This window comes from Curvibacter lanceolatus ATCC 14669, from assembly GCF_000381265.1.
GTDB lineage: Bacteria > Pseudomonadota > Gammaproteobacteria > Burkholderiales > Burkholderiaceae_C > Curvibacter > Curvibacter lanceolatus.
Genome location: NZ_KB906263.1, coordinates 158,523 through 173,663 on the forward strand (window position 1 = coordinate 158,523; position 15,141 = coordinate 173,663).

Annotated in this window: 12 protein-coding genes; 9 read left to right on the plus strand and 3 right to left on the minus strand. The window is 68.9% G+C overall.

What is annotated here, in order from left to right; all coding sequences use genetic code 11:
* Positions 1-184: 184 nt before the first annotated feature.
* From ttcA to F624_RS0119335, 5 genes are all read left to right on the plus strand, one after another.
* Positions 185-1,129 (plus strand): tRNA 2-thiocytidine(32) synthetase TtcA, encoded by a 945-nt coding sequence (ttcA, locus tag F624_RS0119315; protein ID WP_019575991.1) that lies wholly within the window; start codon positions 185-187, stop codon positions 1,127-1,129.
* A gap of 40 nt (positions 1,130-1,169) precedes the next feature.
* Complete coding sequence (locus tag F624_RS0119320) at positions 1,170-1,820, plus strand: DUF4136 domain-containing protein (RefSeq protein WP_019575992.1); 651 nt, start codon at positions 1,170-1,172, stop codon at positions 1,818-1,820.
* 53 nt (positions 1,821-1,873) lie between these two features.
* The gene (locus F624_RS0119325) at positions 1,874-2,512 is read left to right on the plus strand and encodes a histidine phosphatase family protein (protein WP_031255582.1); all 639 of its coding nucleotides are present in this window, start codon (positions 1,874-1,876) and stop codon (positions 2,510-2,512) included.
* Positions 2,496-3,659, plus strand: a complete 1,164-nt coding sequence (locus F624_RS0119330) for a DSD1 family PLP-dependent enzyme (protein ID WP_019575994.1) — start codon at positions 2,496-2,498, stop codon at positions 3,657-3,659. The genes F624_RS0119325 and F624_RS0119330 overlap by 17 nt, the downstream gene beginning before the upstream one ends.
* Positions 3,660-3,725: 66 nt before the next feature.
* Complete coding sequence (locus tag F624_RS0119335) at positions 3,726-5,426, plus strand: lysoplasmalogenase family protein (protein WP_043426304.1); 1,701 nt, start codon at positions 3,726-3,728, stop codon at positions 5,424-5,426.
* On the opposite strand, the gene ruvB is transcribed toward F624_RS0119335, so the two are convergent.
* Positions 5,427-6,491: a Holliday junction branch migration DNA helicase RuvB gene (ruvB, locus tag F624_RS0119340; RefSeq protein WP_019575996.1), complete on the minus strand. Its 1,065-nt coding sequence runs from the start codon at positions 6,489-6,491 to the stop codon at positions 5,427-5,429.
* Positions 6,492-6,738: 247 nt separating this feature from the next.
* On the opposite strand from ruvB, the gene F624_RS33545 reads away from it, so the two are divergent.
* Positions 6,739-7,878 carry a carbonic anhydrase family protein gene (locus F624_RS33545; protein ID WP_169426661.1) on the plus strand — a complete coding sequence of 380 codons (1,140 nt, stop codon included), beginning with the start codon at positions 6,739-6,741 and terminating at the stop codon, positions 7,876-7,878.
* A gap of 632 nt (positions 7,879-8,510) precedes the next feature.
* Here the strand turns inward: F624_RS33545 and F624_RS0119350 are convergent.
* Together F624_RS0119350 and F624_RS0119355 are read right to left on the minus strand one after the other, a co-directional pair.
* The gene (locus tag F624_RS0119350; protein WP_019575998.1) at positions 8,511-10,118 is read right to left on the minus strand and encodes a sensor domain-containing diguanylate cyclase; all 1,608 of its coding nucleotides are present in this window, start codon (positions 10,116-10,118) and stop codon (positions 8,511-8,513) included.
* A 77-nt stretch (positions 10,119-10,195) separates the two neighbouring features.
* Positions 10,196-11,056: a LysR substrate-binding domain-containing protein gene (locus F624_RS0119355; RefSeq protein WP_019575999.1), complete on the minus strand. Its 861-nt coding sequence runs from the start codon at positions 11,054-11,056 to the stop codon at positions 10,196-10,198.
* 175 nt (positions 11,057-11,231) lie between these two features.
* On the opposite strand from F624_RS0119355, the gene F624_RS0119360 reads away from it, so the two are divergent.
* Genes F624_RS0119360 through F624_RS0119370 form a run of 3 tightly spaced genes read left to right on the plus strand, consistent with a single transcriptional unit; the run spans position 11,232 to position 15,124 of the window.
* Positions 11,232-12,272, plus strand: a complete 1,041-nt coding sequence (locus F624_RS0119360; RefSeq protein ID WP_019576000.1) for a putative 2-aminoethylphosphonate ABC transporter substrate-binding protein — start codon at positions 11,232-11,234, stop codon at positions 12,270-12,272.
* Between the two features lie 36 nt (positions 12,273-12,308).
* Positions 12,309-13,418: an ABC transporter ATP-binding protein gene (locus F624_RS0119365; RefSeq protein WP_019576001.1), complete on the plus strand. Its 1,110-nt coding sequence runs from the start codon at positions 12,309-12,311 to the stop codon at positions 13,416-13,418.
* Positions 13,415-15,124, plus strand: a complete 1,710-nt coding sequence (locus F624_RS0119370; protein WP_019576002.1) for a putative 2-aminoethylphosphonate ABC transporter permease subunit — start codon at positions 13,415-13,417, stop codon at positions 15,122-15,124. The genes F624_RS0119365 and F624_RS0119370 overlap by 4 nt, the downstream gene beginning before the upstream one ends.
* Positions 15,125-15,141: the final 17 nt, after the last annotated feature.

The following is a 15,141-nucleotide window of genomic DNA, read 5'->3' on the forward strand; positions in this document are numbered from 1 at the left end:
CGGTCAGCGAACCCACCGTTTGATCCGGCTGCCCGGCGTGCTGGGCATGCCCGTGCAGGTCGCCAAGCTGGAAATTTTAGAAGACGGCCAAATGGCCATCCCAGCGGAGACGAGGCATCGATAAGACCTGCGTGAGCCAGCACAAACAGAGCCAACTTCCGGCTCCAATGCGACAATAAGCGCCATGAATGCCGTTTGGATTGACCCCGAAACCACCGCCTCCACCGAGGATGCGGACGCCCAGAAGCGCGAACTGAAGATCGAGCGCGAGACCCACAAGCTGGAAAAGCGCCTGTGCCGCCAGGTGGGCCAGGCCATTGTCGACTTCAACATGATCGAAGCCGGTGACCGCATCATGGTGTGCATGTCGGGCGGCAAGGACAGCTACGGCATGCTCGACATCCTGCTCAAGCTCAAGGCGCGTGCGCCCATCAGCTTCGAGCTGGTGGCCGTCAACCTCGACCAGAAGCAGCCGGGCTTTCCCGACCACATCCTGCCCGAGTACCTGGCCGGCCTGGGCATCCCCTTCCACATCGAGACCCAGGACACCTACTCCATCGTCAAGGAGAAGGTGCCCGAGGGCAAGACCATGTGCAGCCTGTGCAGCCGGCTGCGCCGCGGCATCCTGTACCGCGTGGCGCGCGAGCTCAAATGCAACAAGCTGGCCCTGGGTCACCACCGCGACGACATGCTTCAGACCTTCTTCCTGAACATGTTCTTTGGCGGCAAGCTCAAGGGCATGCCACCGAAGCTGGTCAGCGACAACGGCGAGTTCACGGTGATCCGCCCACTGGCCAATGTGGCCGAAAAAGACCTGATCCGCTGGGCCGAGCACCGCCAGTTCCCCATCATCCCCTGCACGCTGTGTGGCAGCCAGGAGAACCTGCAGCGCAAGCAGGTCGGCAACATGATCCGCGACTGGGAGAAAAAGCACCCCGGCCGCATCGAGAACATGTTCACGGCGCTGCAAAACGTGGTGCCCTCGCACCTGATGGATGCCAAGCTGCACGACTTCAAGAACCTGCGCCCCACCGGCATCGCCGACGACGAGGGCGACAAGGCCTTTGACCACGAAGAGTTTCCCGCCAGCAGCCCGGCCCTGAACGGCCTGCAGGTGGTGCAGCTCTGAAGTTTCCGCATCCGACACCCACCGGGGTCAGGAGATCCACATGACGAGCAAACGCGCAACGACACGATGGCCCGGGCTGCTCTGGCTGGGCCTGCTGGTCCTGCTGCTGAGTGGCTGTGCCAGCACCCGCTGGGAGGTCGAGAGCGATGTCGAGACCTATGCCAGCACCCCGGTGGTGGCGCCGGGCAGCCGATTCCGCTTCGAGCGCCTGCCCTCGCAGGAACAGGCCACCCCGCCTGAAACCCAGGCCCGCATCGAGGCCCTGGCCCAGAAGGCGCTTGAAAAGGTGGGCCTCCAGCGCGACGACGCCAACGCCCAGTTCAGCGTGCAGGTGGGCGTGCGCACCACCACCGTCACCGACCCCTTTGCCCCCTACCCCTTCGGCGGCTGGCCCGGCTATGGCTGGTCGGGCCGGGTCTGGGCCGGGCGTGGCATGTACTACGGCTCGGGCACGCGCGGCATCTGGGGCGGCATGCCCTATGCGCCGCCGCGGGTGCTGCGCGAGGTGGCCCTGCTGATCCGCAGCCACACCGATGGCAAGCCGGTGTACGAGACCCACGCTGCCAGCGACGGCCTCACCCGCAGCGAAGAAGTCACCCTGGGCGCGCTGTTCGAGGCCTCGCTGCAAGGCTTTCCGACCCCGCCCAAAGGCCTCAGGCGCGTCAACATCGACGTGATGATGCCGCCCTGAACGCCACCGGGTGCAAACGCTGGTGGCTTCAACGGACGCCTAGAATGACCGCCATGGAAGTCACCCGAATCATTGCCATCCGACATGGCGAAACCGCCTGGAACGTGGACACCCGCATCCAGGGCCAACTCGACATCCCCCTCAACGACCAAGGCCTGTGGCAGGCGCGCCGCGTGGGCGCCGCCCTGGCCTCGGAGTCGCTGCACGCCATCTATGCCAGCGATCTGACCCGGGCCTGGCAGACGGCCGGCCAGATCAGCGAGCACACCGGCCTCAGCGTCACCCCGCACACCGGCCTGCGCGAACGCGGCTTCGGCACCTTCGAGGGCCGAACCTTTGCCGAGATCGAAACCGAACTGCCCGACCAGGCCCACAAATGGCGCACCCGCGACCCCGAATTCGCACCCGAGGGCGGCGAATCGCTGCTGAGCTTTCGCCAGCGCGTGGTCAGCACCGCGGCCGAGCTGGCCGAGCGCCACGCGGGCGAGCAGATCGTGCTGGTGGCCCACGGCGGTGTGATGGACGTGCTGTACCGTGCCGCCACCGGCCAGGAGCTGCAGGCCCCGCGCACCTGGGCCCTGGGCAATGCCGCCATCAACCGACTGCTCTGGACCCCCCAGGGCTTCACCCTGGTGGGCTGGTCCGACACCCAACACCTACAAGACGAGTCCCTCGATGAAAGCACCACCTGAGGCGCTGCTGGCCCTGCGCGGCCAAGGCGTCGACGCGATAGACACCCCCGCCCTGGTGGTCGACCTCGACGCCATGGACCGCAACATCCAGCGCATGGTCGATTTCAGCGCCAAGCACCAGATCCAGTGGCGCCCGCACGCCAAGATGCACAAGAGCGCCGAGCTGGCCCGCCTGCTGATCAGCGCCGGCGCCACCGGCTGCTGCGTGCAAAAGACCAGCGAGGCCGAGGCCCTGGCCGCTGGCGGCGTGAACGACATCTACATCAGCAACCAGGTGATCGCGCCCGCCAAATTGGCCCGCGTCGCCGCCTTGGCGCAAACCCTGGCCACGCGCGGCGGCTGGCTGACGCTGGCGGTGGACAGCGCGCTCGGCATCGAGCGCCTGGACCAGGCCCTGGCGCTCAGCAGCGCCCGCGTGCGTGTGCTGGTCGAGGTCGATGTGGGCCAGGGCCGCTGCGGCGTGGCGCCGGGCGAGGCCGCCGTGGCACTGGTGCGCGACATCAAGGGCCGGCCGCGCCTGCAGTTCGGCGGGCTGCACGCCTACCACGGCGGGGCCCAGCACCTGCGCAGCGCCAGCGAACGCCGCCAGGCCATCGCCAATGCCGTGCAGGCCGTGAACCGCAGCTGCGAGGCCCTGCAGAGCGCGGGCTTCCAGATCCCCCTGATCACCGGCGCCGGCACCGGCACCCTGGTGCTGGAGGCCGCCAGCGGCGTGTACGGCGAGCTGCAGGCCGGCTCCTTTCTGTTCATGGACGCCGACTACGCCCTCAACGAGCGCGACCCGGCGCAACCCCAGTTCGAACACGCCCTGTTCGTCAAGACCCAGGTCATCAGCGCCCGCCACAGCCATGCGGTGTGCGACGCCGGCCACAAGAGCCATGCCGTGGACAGCGGCATGCCCCGCGTGCACACGCCCCCCGGGGCCGAGCCGCTGGTGTTCAGCAATGGCGGCGACGAGCACGGCCTGCTGACCACCGTGCGCCCCGCCGCTGCGCTGCCGGCCGTGGGCCAGACCCTGTGGCTGATCCCCGGCCATTGCGACCCCACCGTCAACCTGCACGACCACCTGGTCGGCGTGCGCGGCGGGCTGGAGCACGGCGTGGTCGAACGCATCATCACGGTGGACGCCCGCGGCGCACTGACCTGAAGCCGGGGGCCTGCCCCCGGGTTGATGCGGAGCCGCCCGACGGGCGGCAGCGCCAACAATGCGGGCATGAACGCCACCCAGATCATCGTCCTGGCCACCCCCGTGTTCTTCGCGCTGATGGCGCTGGAATACGCCTGGGGCCGGCACACCGGCCGCAACACCTACCGCCTGCACGACACCCTGAGCAGCCTGGCCCTGGGCGTGCTCAGCCAGCTGAGCGCCGTGTTCATGGTGGGCCTGACGCTGGGCCTGTACACCCTGGCCTGGCGGCATGCAGCCCTGTGGCGCGTCAATGACTTCTGGCTCAGCCTGCCCGGCTGGGGGCTGGCCCTGCTGTTCTACGACTTCTGCTACTACTGGCTGCACCGCATGGGCCATGAGGTGGCCCTGCTGTGGGCCGCGCACGTGGTGCACCACCAGAGCCAGCACTACAACCTGTCGACCGCGCTGCGCCAGACCAGCAGCGGCCCCCTGCTGGCCTGGTTGTTCTACCTGCCGATGGCATTGGCCGGCGTGCCGCCCCAGCAGTTTGCCGTGGTGGCGCTGATCGACCTGCTCTACCAGTTCTGGATCCACACCGAGCACGTGCCGCGTCTGGGCTGGTTCGACCGGGTCTTTGCCTCGCCCTCCAACCACCGCGTGCACCACGCGGTCAACGACGCTTACCTGGACCGCAATTACGGCGGCATCCTGATCCTGTGGGACCGGCTGTTCGGCACCTTCCGCGAAGAGACCGAGCCCTGCGTGTACGGCACCCGCAGCCCCTTGAACAGCTGCAACCCGCTGTGGGCCAATGCCGAGGTCTATGCCGGTCTGCTGCGCTCAGGCGCCCACACCCCACGATGGGGCGACCGGCTGCGCCTGTGGTTCAAGCCACCGGGCTGGCAGCCGCCCGGCCTGGGCGCCGTGAAACCCGCCTTCGACCCGGCCGCCGTGCCCCGCTTCGATCCCTCTTTGTCGGGCCCGCAGGCCCTGTTCTGCGGCGCGCAGTTTCTGGCCCTGCTGGGCGCCTCGGCCAGCTTTTTGTGGCTGGCCGAAGGCCATGTGCTGGCGCAGCTGCTGCCGTGGGCCGCGGCGTTGGTGCTGGGCTGGTGGTGTCTGGGTGCGGCCCTGCAAGGGCGCCTGACCTGGCTGGAGGTGGGCATGCTCGAAGCCGCGGCGCTGGCCACCCTCACGGGGGCCGAGGGCCTGCAGGGCTGGCACCACCTGTTCAAACCGTTGGCCATGGCCCTGGCCTGGCTGTGGGTGCTGCGCCGCACCCCGCCGGGCCAACCCGAAGGGCGGCTGCTGCTGGCCCTGGGCGCCTGCCTGGTGGGCGACGTGATGCTGATGCTGCCCGGCCTGTTCCTGCCCGGCCTGGCCGCCTTTCTGATCGGCCACCTGGCCTACCTGGCGCGCTGGCGCCAGGACGCCTCCTGGCTGGCCAGCCGCCCGGCCCTGCTGGGCTGCGCCAGCGCCGGGGCGCTGATGCTGGCCGTGCTGTGGCCGCATCTGGACCCGGTGCTGCGCGTGGCCGTGCCGGCCTATGTGGGCGTGATCGTGCTGATGGCCGCCCAGGCCCTGGGCCGGGCCACCGTGCTGCGCACCCCGGCCGCCTGGGGCGTGGCCGCCGGCAGCCTGTGCTTCATGGTGAGCGACTCGCTGCTGGCCCTCAACCGCTTCGTCAGCCCGCTGCCTCAGGCCACGCTGTGGGTGCTGGGCAGCTATTACCTGGCGCAGTGGCTGCTGGTGAAAAATGCGGCCCCGGCCACCGACCGGGCAGGCTGATCAGGCCCCCGACAAGTCGCTCGCGTTCTTCGAGGGCGTCACCCCCAGGTGGCGGTAGGCGGCCAGGGTGGCGATGCGGCCGCGCGGCGTGCGCTGCAGGTAGCCTTGCTGGATCAGGTAGGGTTCGATCACGTCTTCGATGGTGCCCGACTCTTCGCCGATGCTGGCGGCGATGTTGTCCAGCCCGACCGGGCCGCCGTCAAAGCGGTGGATCACGGCCTCCAGCAGCTTGCGGTCCATCACGTCAAAACCCTGCGGGTCGACGTCGAGCATGGTCAGCGCGCGTTCGGCGATGGCGCGGCTGATGCGGCCATCGCCCTTGACGTCGGCGTAATCGCGCACCCGGCGCAGCAGGCGGTTGGCGATGCGGGGGGTGCCGCGTGAGCGGCGGGCGATCTCGAAGGCGCCGTCATCATCGATCGGGGTGTTGAGCAGGCCGGCGCTGCGGCGCACGATGCGGGTCAGCTCTTCGGCGGTGTAGAACTCCAGCCGCGCCACGATGCCGAAGCGATCGCGCAGCGGGTTGGTCAGCATGCCGGCCCGGGTGGTGGCCCCCACCAGGGTGAAGGGCTGTAGATCCAGCTTGATGCTGCGCGCCGCCGGCCCCTCGCCGATCATGATGTCGATCTGGTAGTCCTCCAGGGCGGGGTAGAGGATTTCCTCCACCACGGGCGAAAGCCGGTGGATCTCGTCGATGAACAGCACATCGTTCTTCTCGAGGTTGGTCAGCAGCGCGGCCAGGTCCTTGGGCTTTTCGAGCACCGGGCCACTGGTCTGGCGCAGGTTCACGCCCAGTTCGGCCGCGATGATGTGGCTCAAAGTGGTCTTGCCCAGCCCGGGCGGGCCGAACAGCAGCACGTGGTCCAGCGCCTCGGATCGCTTGCGTGCGGCGCCGATGAAGATGTCGAGCTGCTCACGCACCTTGGCCTGGCCCACGTACTCGTCGAGCAGCTTGGGGCGCAAGGCGCGTTCGATGGCCTCTTCATGGGGCGAGGTCGGCGCCGCCGACACCACGCGCCGGTCAGGGGCGGGAACAGGGGCGAAATCGTCGGTCTGGATGGTCACGGCGGCTCAGGACAGGTCAGGGCTTCAGAAAAAACCGGGCGAGGCGTCAAGCCGGCTCACCCGGGTGCTGACTATATAGCGCTGCCCCGGCAAAGACAGCGTGGCCGGCTCAAGTGAGGGCGTCGGATGCCGATAAAGCAAGTAACCTTTACTGACATTCAAATCAGAACGGTCACAAACCACGGGTCCGATGATGACGAAGAACCAAGAACACACCAGAACCCTCCTGCCGACGGACCGACCCGGCATGAATCGACCCTTGACCCTGTCTCTGCTCGTGCTGACCTGCGCCCTGGGTCTGGGCATGGCGGGCACCGCCCGCGGGGCGGACGACCATGGCGATGCCCATGGCAAGCCCCCCGCCAAAGCCACAGAGAAGGCTGAAAAAGCCAGCCCGGCCGCCAGCCCGGCTGATGTGGCCGCCCGGATCCGCGAGGGCGTGGAGCGCAACAACCAGGCCGGCCGCGGCGCCAAGGGCGAAGGCGCCACCGTGATCGAGGTGCGCATGCCCAAGGCCACGCCCACCAAGCCTTCGGGCGCCCTGGCCAACCCGATCGATGCGCGCAGAATCGCCGCCGCCGACAAGGAGGGCAACAGCCGCGAGTACATCCGGGCCAAGGCCGCAGCCATGGCCGGGGGCGAGGATGGGCACGGCAAGGCCGAAGGGGCCGCCGCCGAGGTGCACGGCCAGCACGGCAGCGCCCACTGGGAGTACGAGGGCGAGAACGGCCCGGCGGCCTGGGGCAAGATGCAGCCCGAGTTCAGCACCTGCAGCCTGGGCCGGCGCCAGTCGCCGGTGCACATCACCGACGCCGACACCCTGGTGGGGCCGGCCGAACCGCTGCAGCTGCGCTACATGCCCAGCACGGCCTCGGTGGTGAACAACGGCCACACCATCCAGGTCGACCTCGACCCGGCCAGCCCCAACACCCTGACCGTGCGCGGCTCGACCTACAAGCTGCTGCAGTTCCACTTCCACCACCCGGCCGAAGAACGCATCAACTACAAGGGCTACTCCATGGTGGCCCACCTGGTGCACAAGAACGACCAGAACCAGCTGGCCGTGGTCGCCGTGCTGATGGACCCGGGCCCGACCAGCGCCTTCATCAACAAGGTCTGGACCTACATGCCCCTGGACAACCAGGACCGCGTGCAAATGCCCCCCGGCGCCCTGAACGTGGCCGACCTGCTGCCCCCCGACCTGCGCTACTACCAGTTCCTCGGCTCCCTGACCACGCCCCCCTGCACCGAAGGCGTGCTGTGGCTGGTGCTGAAAACCCCCGTCACCCTGAGCTCAGAGCAACTGCGCCTGTTCTCCAAACTGTTCCCCAACAACGCCCGCCCCACCCAACCCCTGAACAACCGCGTGGTCCGCGAAGTGCAATGACACCCGCAGCAGCGTGAGAAGAAGAAGGGGGCCTGGCGCCCCCCTTCTTTTTCCAGCACGTCAAAAGGTCCAGCGCAGGACTGAACAGGGCGAAGAGCGTCCGCGTCTCGCGGCTGCACGTGGGAGTAAAACGAAATTTGGGGGCCACCAGGCCCCCTTCTGAATTCAGCCAGCTTTAAACGAAGAGGTCAGCCCGCCGCCCGGCCGCCCGAAGGCGGGCTGCGGCCCCCTTGGGGGGCAGGGAGTGACACGAAGTGCATGACCGTGGGGGCTCACAGCCCAGGCCGGCGCCGGGCCGCCCCAAGGCGGCCTGCGGCCCCCTCGGGGGGCTGAGCCCTGTGGCTCCAGGCCTGCCTGCGCAGGGCTGGACAGGGCGAAGAGCGTCCGCGTCTCGCGGCCGCACGTGGGAGTGACACGAAGTGAGCCCCCAGGTGTTGAGGCCGTCAGGCCTCCAGCAGACCTGAAGCGAAGAGGTCAGCCCGCCGCCCGGCCGCCCGAAGGCGGGCTGCGGCCCCCTTGGGGGGCTGAGCCCTGCGGCTCCAGGCCTGCCTGCGCAGGGCTGGACAGGGCGAAGAGCGTCCGCGTCTCGCGGTCGCACGTGGGAGTGACACGAAGTGCACGACCGTGGGGGCTCACACTCCAGCGAAGCGGATCTGATTCGTCCCGGCTCGCTTGGCCGCGTACATCGCCGTGTCGGCCCGGGCCAGCAGCTGGTCTCGGTCGCGGGCATGCTCCGGGTACAAGGCCAGGCCGGCGCTGGCGCTGATGCGGATCTCCTGCTCGCCCAGGAGGTAAGGCTGGGCCAGCTGATCGATCAGCTTGCGGGCCAGCTCGGCCGCCACCTCACGGCTGGCGACATCGAACATCACCAGCACGAACTCGTCGCCACCGATGCGGGCCACCACATCCGCCTGACGCACACCGCTGCGCAGACGGGTGGCAATGGCCTGCAGCAGGCGGTCCCCCATCTCATGGCCCAGGTGGTCATTGACGGGCTTGAAGCCGTCCAGATCAAAGAACATCACGGCCAGGCGGCGGTCCTGGCGCTGCGCCAGGGCCAGCAACTGGGTCAGGCGGTCCATCAGGCTGCGCCGGTTCGGCAGGCCGGTGAGGGCGTCATGGTGGGCCAGGTGCTCCATGCGGCGCTCGCTTTCCTGCAGCTTTTCCAGCAGGGTGTTGAAGCCCACCACCATCTCACCCACTTCGTCCTGGCGCACCACAGGCAGCGGGGCCAGAGGCTCCAGCCGATCGGCCATGCGGTGCATGCGCCGGGCACTGTCGATCAGCGGTTGAAACTGCCGACGCAACACAAAGGCCAAGGCCACCAACACCACCGAGGCAATCACCAGGCTGGAGCGCAAGGCCAGCTTCTGCACGGCCCCCATCGCCTCGAAGGCCACGTCGGCCGGAATGCCCGCCACCACAAACCAGCCAGCCGAGGGCACGCTGGCCACGCCGACGATCTCCTCGCCGCCCCGGGCGTTGGTGCTGACGCCTGCGCCGCGCCAACCGGCCATGGCCCGGTCGTGCAGCGGGTTGACACCCGCCGTGGGCGTGCGCTGCAGGCGCAGCTCGGGAACCGAGGCCGCCACGAACATCTGCTCGGCCGGTGAAATCAACAGAAAGTCGGCCCCCTTGTCAGACCGGGGGCGCTGGAGCAGGTCCAGAAAACCTGGGGCATCCAGTTCGGTGACGCCGGCCAGCACGGCCTGCAGACGCCCTCGCGGGTCTTGCACCGGCACGGCCATCAGCAGTTCGGCCGCACCGGAGGCCTCCGAAAGCCGGGGCCGAGCCAGCACAAAGCCGGGCTGCTGCACCAGCCGCCGGAACCAGTCGGTGTCATGGAACGCGCTGCTGCGCTGGCGCGGTCGGGGCGGAAAGTCGGCCCAGGCGCCGCGCCCATCAGGGCGGATCACGATGAAGCCGTGCGAGAACAAAGGCGCCAGCATCTGGCGCTCGGCCAGCCAGGCCTGCAGGGCCTCGGGCTGGCCCAGCAGAGCCGGCGGCAGTTCGATGGCCAGCCGCTCCAGCAAGGCTCGACGGGCCCGCACCTTGGCGTCGATGTCGTCGGCCACGTAGTTCGCCAGCGTGGCCTGCTGGCCCATCACCACGTCTTCCAGGCTGCCGCGCACCACCAGAGGCAGCAAGGTCATGCGCATGACCAGGCCCAGAGCGACCGTGGCAATGCTGATGACAATCAGTCGGGTGGCGAGGCTATTGGCGAATCGGCGAAAGGCCATCCAGAGGTTCCTGCTGCGGATTCACGGGGGTGCGATTGAAATGGATGGCCGTCAGTATACGGAGCCATCGCCGTTCGTCAGCCTACAACGCAGCTTTCCAGGAAGGCGGCGATCAGCCGCGCCCCACGTCTGTCGCGCAGGCAATACAGGTACTCGACCAGGCTGGGCACCTCGTCCTCAAACGGCAGCACCGCCAGTTCGGGGTGGGCGCTGGCCTCGTGGCGGGCGAACACGCTCACCCCCATGCGCCGGATCACCGCCTCGCGGATGGCCTCGCGGCTGGCGATCTCCATGCTGCGGCCCACCGCCACGCCGGCCCGGGCCAGGGTCTCCTCGGTGAGCTGGCGGGTGGTCGAGCCGCGCTCGCGCACGATCAGCTCGCAGCCGGCCAGATCGCTCAGGCGCAGCGCCCGCCGGGCCGCCAGCGGGTGGCTGCGGTGCAGGATCAGCACCAGCGGGTCGGAGCCCAGGGTCAGCCGGTGCAGACGCACATCGGTTTCCAGGTGGGACGAGGTGGCCAGGTCCACCTGGTAGGCCAGCAGCGCATCCACCATCTGGCGCGAATTGCCCGCCCCCAGGCTCAGGTCGACCAGCGGGTAGCGCTGGCGAAAGCGCTGCACGATGTCCAGCACGTAATACGGCGCCGTGGCCCCCAGCCGCAGGTGGCCGCGCGGCTGATCGCCCGAGTTTCGCAGTGCGAACTCGACCTGGATCTCCTGCTGCAGCAACTGGTCGACATGGGGCAGCAGTTGCACCCCTTCGTCGCTCAGGCTCAGGCGCCCGCCCTGGCGGCGGAACAGCTCCACCCCGTAGTGCTCCTCCAGGGCCTTGATCTGGGTGGTGACGGTGGGCTGGCTCAGCCCCAGCTGGCGGGCCGCCTGGGTCACGCTGCCCAGGCGGGCCACGGTGAAGAAGGATTTGAGTTGGCTGACGAACATGACCCAAATCTACCAATGGTGGCTTCAGGATTTTGCGGCTTTGTGACACCGGCGTTTCACACAGGCTGCCTAAATTAGCGCCCAGAGCCCCGGCTGGCGGGCTCCACCCCCCGGTCAGGCGTTTCTCGCCACCGCCCTCGCAATGACTTCGCAACGACTTTTCAGGACTCTCACCATGCGCACCACCATCTCCACCTGGGCCCGCCGACTGGGCCTGTTCGGCACCGTGCTGGCCACCGCCCTGGCCGCCTCGCCCGCCCTGGCCAAGACCGAACTGCTGGTCTACACCGCCCTGGAAGCCGACCAGATCAAGGCCTACAAGAGCGCCTTCGAGCAGGACCACCCCGAGATCGAACTCAAGTTCGTGCGCGACAGCACCGGCATCGTCACCGCCCGCCTGCTGGCCGAAAAAGCCAATCCGCAGGCTGACGTGGTGTGGGGCCTGGCCGCCACCTCGCTGATGCTGCTGGACAAGGAGAACATGCTGCAGCCCTACGCCCCCAAGGGCCTGGAGGCCGTGCGCGCCAACATGCGCGACCCGCGCGCCACCCCCACCTGGGTGGGCATGGACCTGTGGTCCTCGGCCGTGTGCTTCAACACCGTGGAAGCCGCCAAGCGCAAGCTGCCCACCCCCACCAGCTGGGCCGACCTGACCAAGCCTGAATTCAAGGGCACCCTGACCATGCCGCACCCCGCCTCCAGCGGCACCGGCTTTCTGATGGTCTCGGCCTGGCTGCAGATGATGGGCGAGGAAAAAGGCTGGGCCTTCATGGACGCCCTGCACCAGAACATGGGCGTGTACACCCACAGCGGCTCCAAGCCCTGCCGCCAGGCCGGCGCCGGCGAGTTCCCGGTGGGCCTGAGCTTCGAATACCGCGCCAACAAGACCAAGAAGGACGGCGCCCCGATCGACATCATCTTCCCCAAGGAAGGCCTGGGCTGGGACGTGGAAGCCACCGGCGTGATGAAGACCACCAAGAAGCTGGACGCCGCCAAGGCCCTGGCCGACTGGTCGGTGACCAAGAAGGCCAACGAACTGTACGCCGCCAACTTTGCCGTGCTGGCCCTGCCGCAGGTGCAGGAGCGCCTGGAGTTCGTGCCCTCCGACCTGGAAAAGATGCTGGCCAAGAACGACTTCGTCTGGGCTGCCGCCAACCGCGACCGCATCCTGACCGAGTGGGCCCGCCGCTACGAAGCCAAGGCTGAGAAGAAGTAATCCCGCCCAGACCCTTGCCTGAGATCCGAGCCCCGCATGCTGTCCATCCAACACATCACCAAGCGCTACCGCGCCCAACCCGTGCTGCGCGGCATCGCGCTGGACGTGGCCGCCGGTGAGTTCATCAGCCTGCTGGGGCCCTCGGGTTGCGGCAAGACCACCTTGCTGCGCATCCTGTGCGGCATCGAGACCCCCGACACCGGCAGCCTGACGCTGCGCGGCCAGGACATCACCGCCTGGCCGGCGGCACAGCGCCGCTTCGGCGTGGTGTTCCAGAGCTACGCGCTGTTCCCCAACCTGACGGCCGCGCAGAACGTGGCCTTCGGGCTGCAAAACACAGCGCGTGCCCCACAGGCCGAGCGGGTGGCCGAACGGGTGGCCGAGATGCTGGCCCTGGTCGGCCTGGGTGAGCAGGGCCACAAATACCCGGCCCAGCTCTCGGGCGGCCAGCAGCAGCGCGTGGCCCTGGCCCGCGCCCTGGCGCCACGGCCCGAGCTGCTGCTGCTCGACGAGCCCCTGAGCGCACTCGATGCCCAGGTGCGCGGCAGCCTGCAGGCCGAAATCCGCCGCCTGCAACAACAACTGGGCATCACCACCGTGATGGTCACGCACGACCAGGACGAGGCCCTGTCGATGGCCGACCGGGTGGTGGTGATGCACGAGGGCCGGATCGAACAGCAGGGCTCGCCCCAGCAACTGTACGCCCGCCCCGAAACCCGCTTTGTGGCCGGCTTTGTCGGTCGCATGAACCTGCTGCCGGCCCGCGTGGTGGCCGCCGGCTGGCTGGAGGCCGGCAGCACCCGCCTGGCCTGCGACACCAGCGCCTACCGCACCGGCAGCCCGGTGCTGCTGGGCCTGCGCCCCGAAGCCGTGGTGCTACAGGCCGCCCCGGCTGCCGCCCTTGCTGCCGCGCCAGCACTGCCCGCCAACACCGTGCGCGCCCGCGTGCTGGAGACCCAGTTCCACGGCCCCACCGCCTTGCTGCGCCTGCACTGCGACAGCCTGCAGGCCACGCTGGACGCCCAATGGCCCACCGGGGCCGATGCCCGCCTGCCCGAGTGGCTGCACGGCGAGCTGCTGCTGAGCCTGCCGGCACCCGCCCTGCACGTGCTGCCGCTGCCCGAATCGGTGAGGCGCGCCGCATGAGCACGCTGCCCCTGACCCAGGCCCCAGCGTCAGCGCCCCCTGCGGCCACGGCCACGCCCGAAAAGCCCTGGTTGGCCGCCCTGCTGGGCGGGGCCTTGCTGCTGCTGGCCGTGGGCATTGCCCTGCCGGTGTTGGCCCTGCTGGGCATGAGCCTGTGGGGCAGCTCGGGCGAGTTCGTGGGCTTGGCCCACTTTGCCGCCTATGCCCGCAGCCCGAATGTGCTGAGCTCGCTGTTCAACAGCCTGTGGCTGTCGGCCCTGAGCGCCAGCGTGTGCGTGCTGCTGGCCTATGGCTATGCCTATGCGCTGACCCAGTCCTGCGTGCGCGGCGCGCGGCTGTTCCGCGCCGTGGCCCTGATCCCGCTGCTGGCGCCCTCGCTGCTGATGGCCATCAGCCTGATCTACCTGTTCGGCAACCAGGGCCTGCTCAAGGGTGCGCTGCTGGGGCTGCCGGCCTACGGGCCCTTCGGCATCGTCACCGGCTCGGTGCTATGGACCTTTCCGCACGCCCTGCTGATCCTCAGCACCGCGCTGGCCACCAGCGATGCTCGACTGATCGAGGCCGCCACCACCCTGGGCGCCAGCCGCTGGCGCGTGTTCTGCCAGGTCACGCTGCCGGGCAGCCGCTATGGGCTCATGATTTCGTGGATCGTGGTGTTCGTGCTGGTGATCACCGACTTCGGCGTGCCCAAGGTGATCGGGGGCAACACCCAGGTGCTGGCCACCGACATCTACAAGCAGGTGATCGGCCAGCAGAACCTGCCCATGGGGGCGGTGGTGGCGCTGATCCTGCTGCTGCCGGCGGCCCTGGCCTTTGCCGCCGAACAGCACCTGCGCGCGCGCCAGAGCGCCAGCCTGGGGGTGCGCTCGGTGCCCTACCAGCCGCAGCCCCAGCCGGGGCTGGACCGCGCCCTGTTCGCCTACTGCGCCCTGATCGCCCTGGCCCTGCTGGGCGTGCTGGCGGTGGCCGTGTTCGCCTCGCTGGCCAGCTTCTGGCCCTACAACCTCACGCCCTCGTTCAAGAACTACGACTTCGACATGATGGACGGCGGCGGCTGGGCCAGCTACGGCAACTCGCTGCGCATGGCCGCCGGCACCGCCGTGCTGGGCAGCGCGCTGAGCTTTCTGACCGCCTACCTGGTCGAGAAGCCACGCGCCTTTGCCACGGCGCGCCAGGTGCTCAACGGCATCGCCTCGGTGCCCATGGCCGTGCCGGGCCTGGCGCTCGGCCTGGGCTACATCCTGTTCTTCAACGCCGGCTGGAACCCCTTGCACGGCCTGTACGGCAGCCTGACGCTGATGAGCCTCTGCACCGTGGCGCATTGTTTCTCGGTGGCCCACATCACGCAGCTGACCGCGCTGCGCCAGCTCGACCGCGAGTACGAGCTGGTGGCCGAATCGCTGGGCGTGCCCTTCTGGAAGACGCTGTGGCGCGTGCACCTGCCGGTGTGCCTGCCCGCGCTGCTGCAGGTGGCGGGCTACTTCTTCGTGAGCGCCATGACCACCGTGTCGGCCGTGGTCTTCATCTACTCGCCCGAGACCACCCTGGCCTCGCTGGCCGTGCTGGCCATGGACGACGCGGGCGACATCGCCCCGGCTGCGGCCATGGCCACGCTGATCTTCATCAGCGCTGGCCTGGGCCGCGCCCTGCTGGGGGCGCTGGAGCGCCTGCTGGTGACGCGCACCCAGCGCTGGAGACGCCGTTGACGCGCCACAGCCCGACC

Coding starts and splice junctions, on each gene's coding strand:
- ttcA (WP_019575991.1), top strand. CDS start 185: ATGAATGCCGTTTGGATTGACCCCGAAACCACCGCCTCCACCGAGGAT.
- F624_RS0119320 (WP_019575992.1), top strand. CDS start 1,170: ATGACGAGCAAACGCGCAACGACACGATGGCCCGGGCTGCTCTGGCTG.
- F624_RS0119325 (WP_031255582.1), top strand. CDS start 1,874: ATGGAAGTCACCCGAATCATTGCCATCCGACATGGCGAAACCGCCTGG.
- F624_RS0119330 (WP_019575994.1), top strand. CDS start 2,496: ATGAAAGCACCACCTGAGGCGCTGCTGGCCCTGCGCGGCCAAGGCGTC.
- F624_RS0119335 (WP_043426304.1), top strand. CDS start 3,726: ATGAACGCCACCCAGATCATCGTCCTGGCCACCCCCGTGTTCTTCGCG.
- F624_RS33545 (WP_169426661.1), top strand. CDS start 6,739: ATGAATCGACCCTTGACCCTGTCTCTGCTCGTGCTGACCTGCGCCCTG.
- F624_RS0119350 (WP_019575998.1), bottom strand. CDS start 10,118: ATGGCCTTTCGCCGATTCGCCAATAGCCTCGCCACCCGACTGATTGTC.
- F624_RS0119355 (WP_019575999.1), bottom strand. CDS start 11,056: ATGTTCGTCAGCCAACTCAAATCCTTCTTCACCGTGGCCCGCCTGGGC.
- F624_RS0119360 (WP_019576000.1), top strand. CDS start 11,232: ATGCGCACCACCATCTCCACCTGGGCCCGCCGACTGGGCCTGTTCGGC.
- F624_RS0119365 (WP_019576001.1), top strand. CDS start 12,309: ATGCTGTCCATCCAACACATCACCAAGCGCTACCGCGCCCAACCCGTG.
- F624_RS0119370 (WP_019576002.1), top strand. CDS start 13,415: ATGAGCACGCTGCCCCTGACCCAGGCCCCAGCGTCAGCGCCCCCTGCG.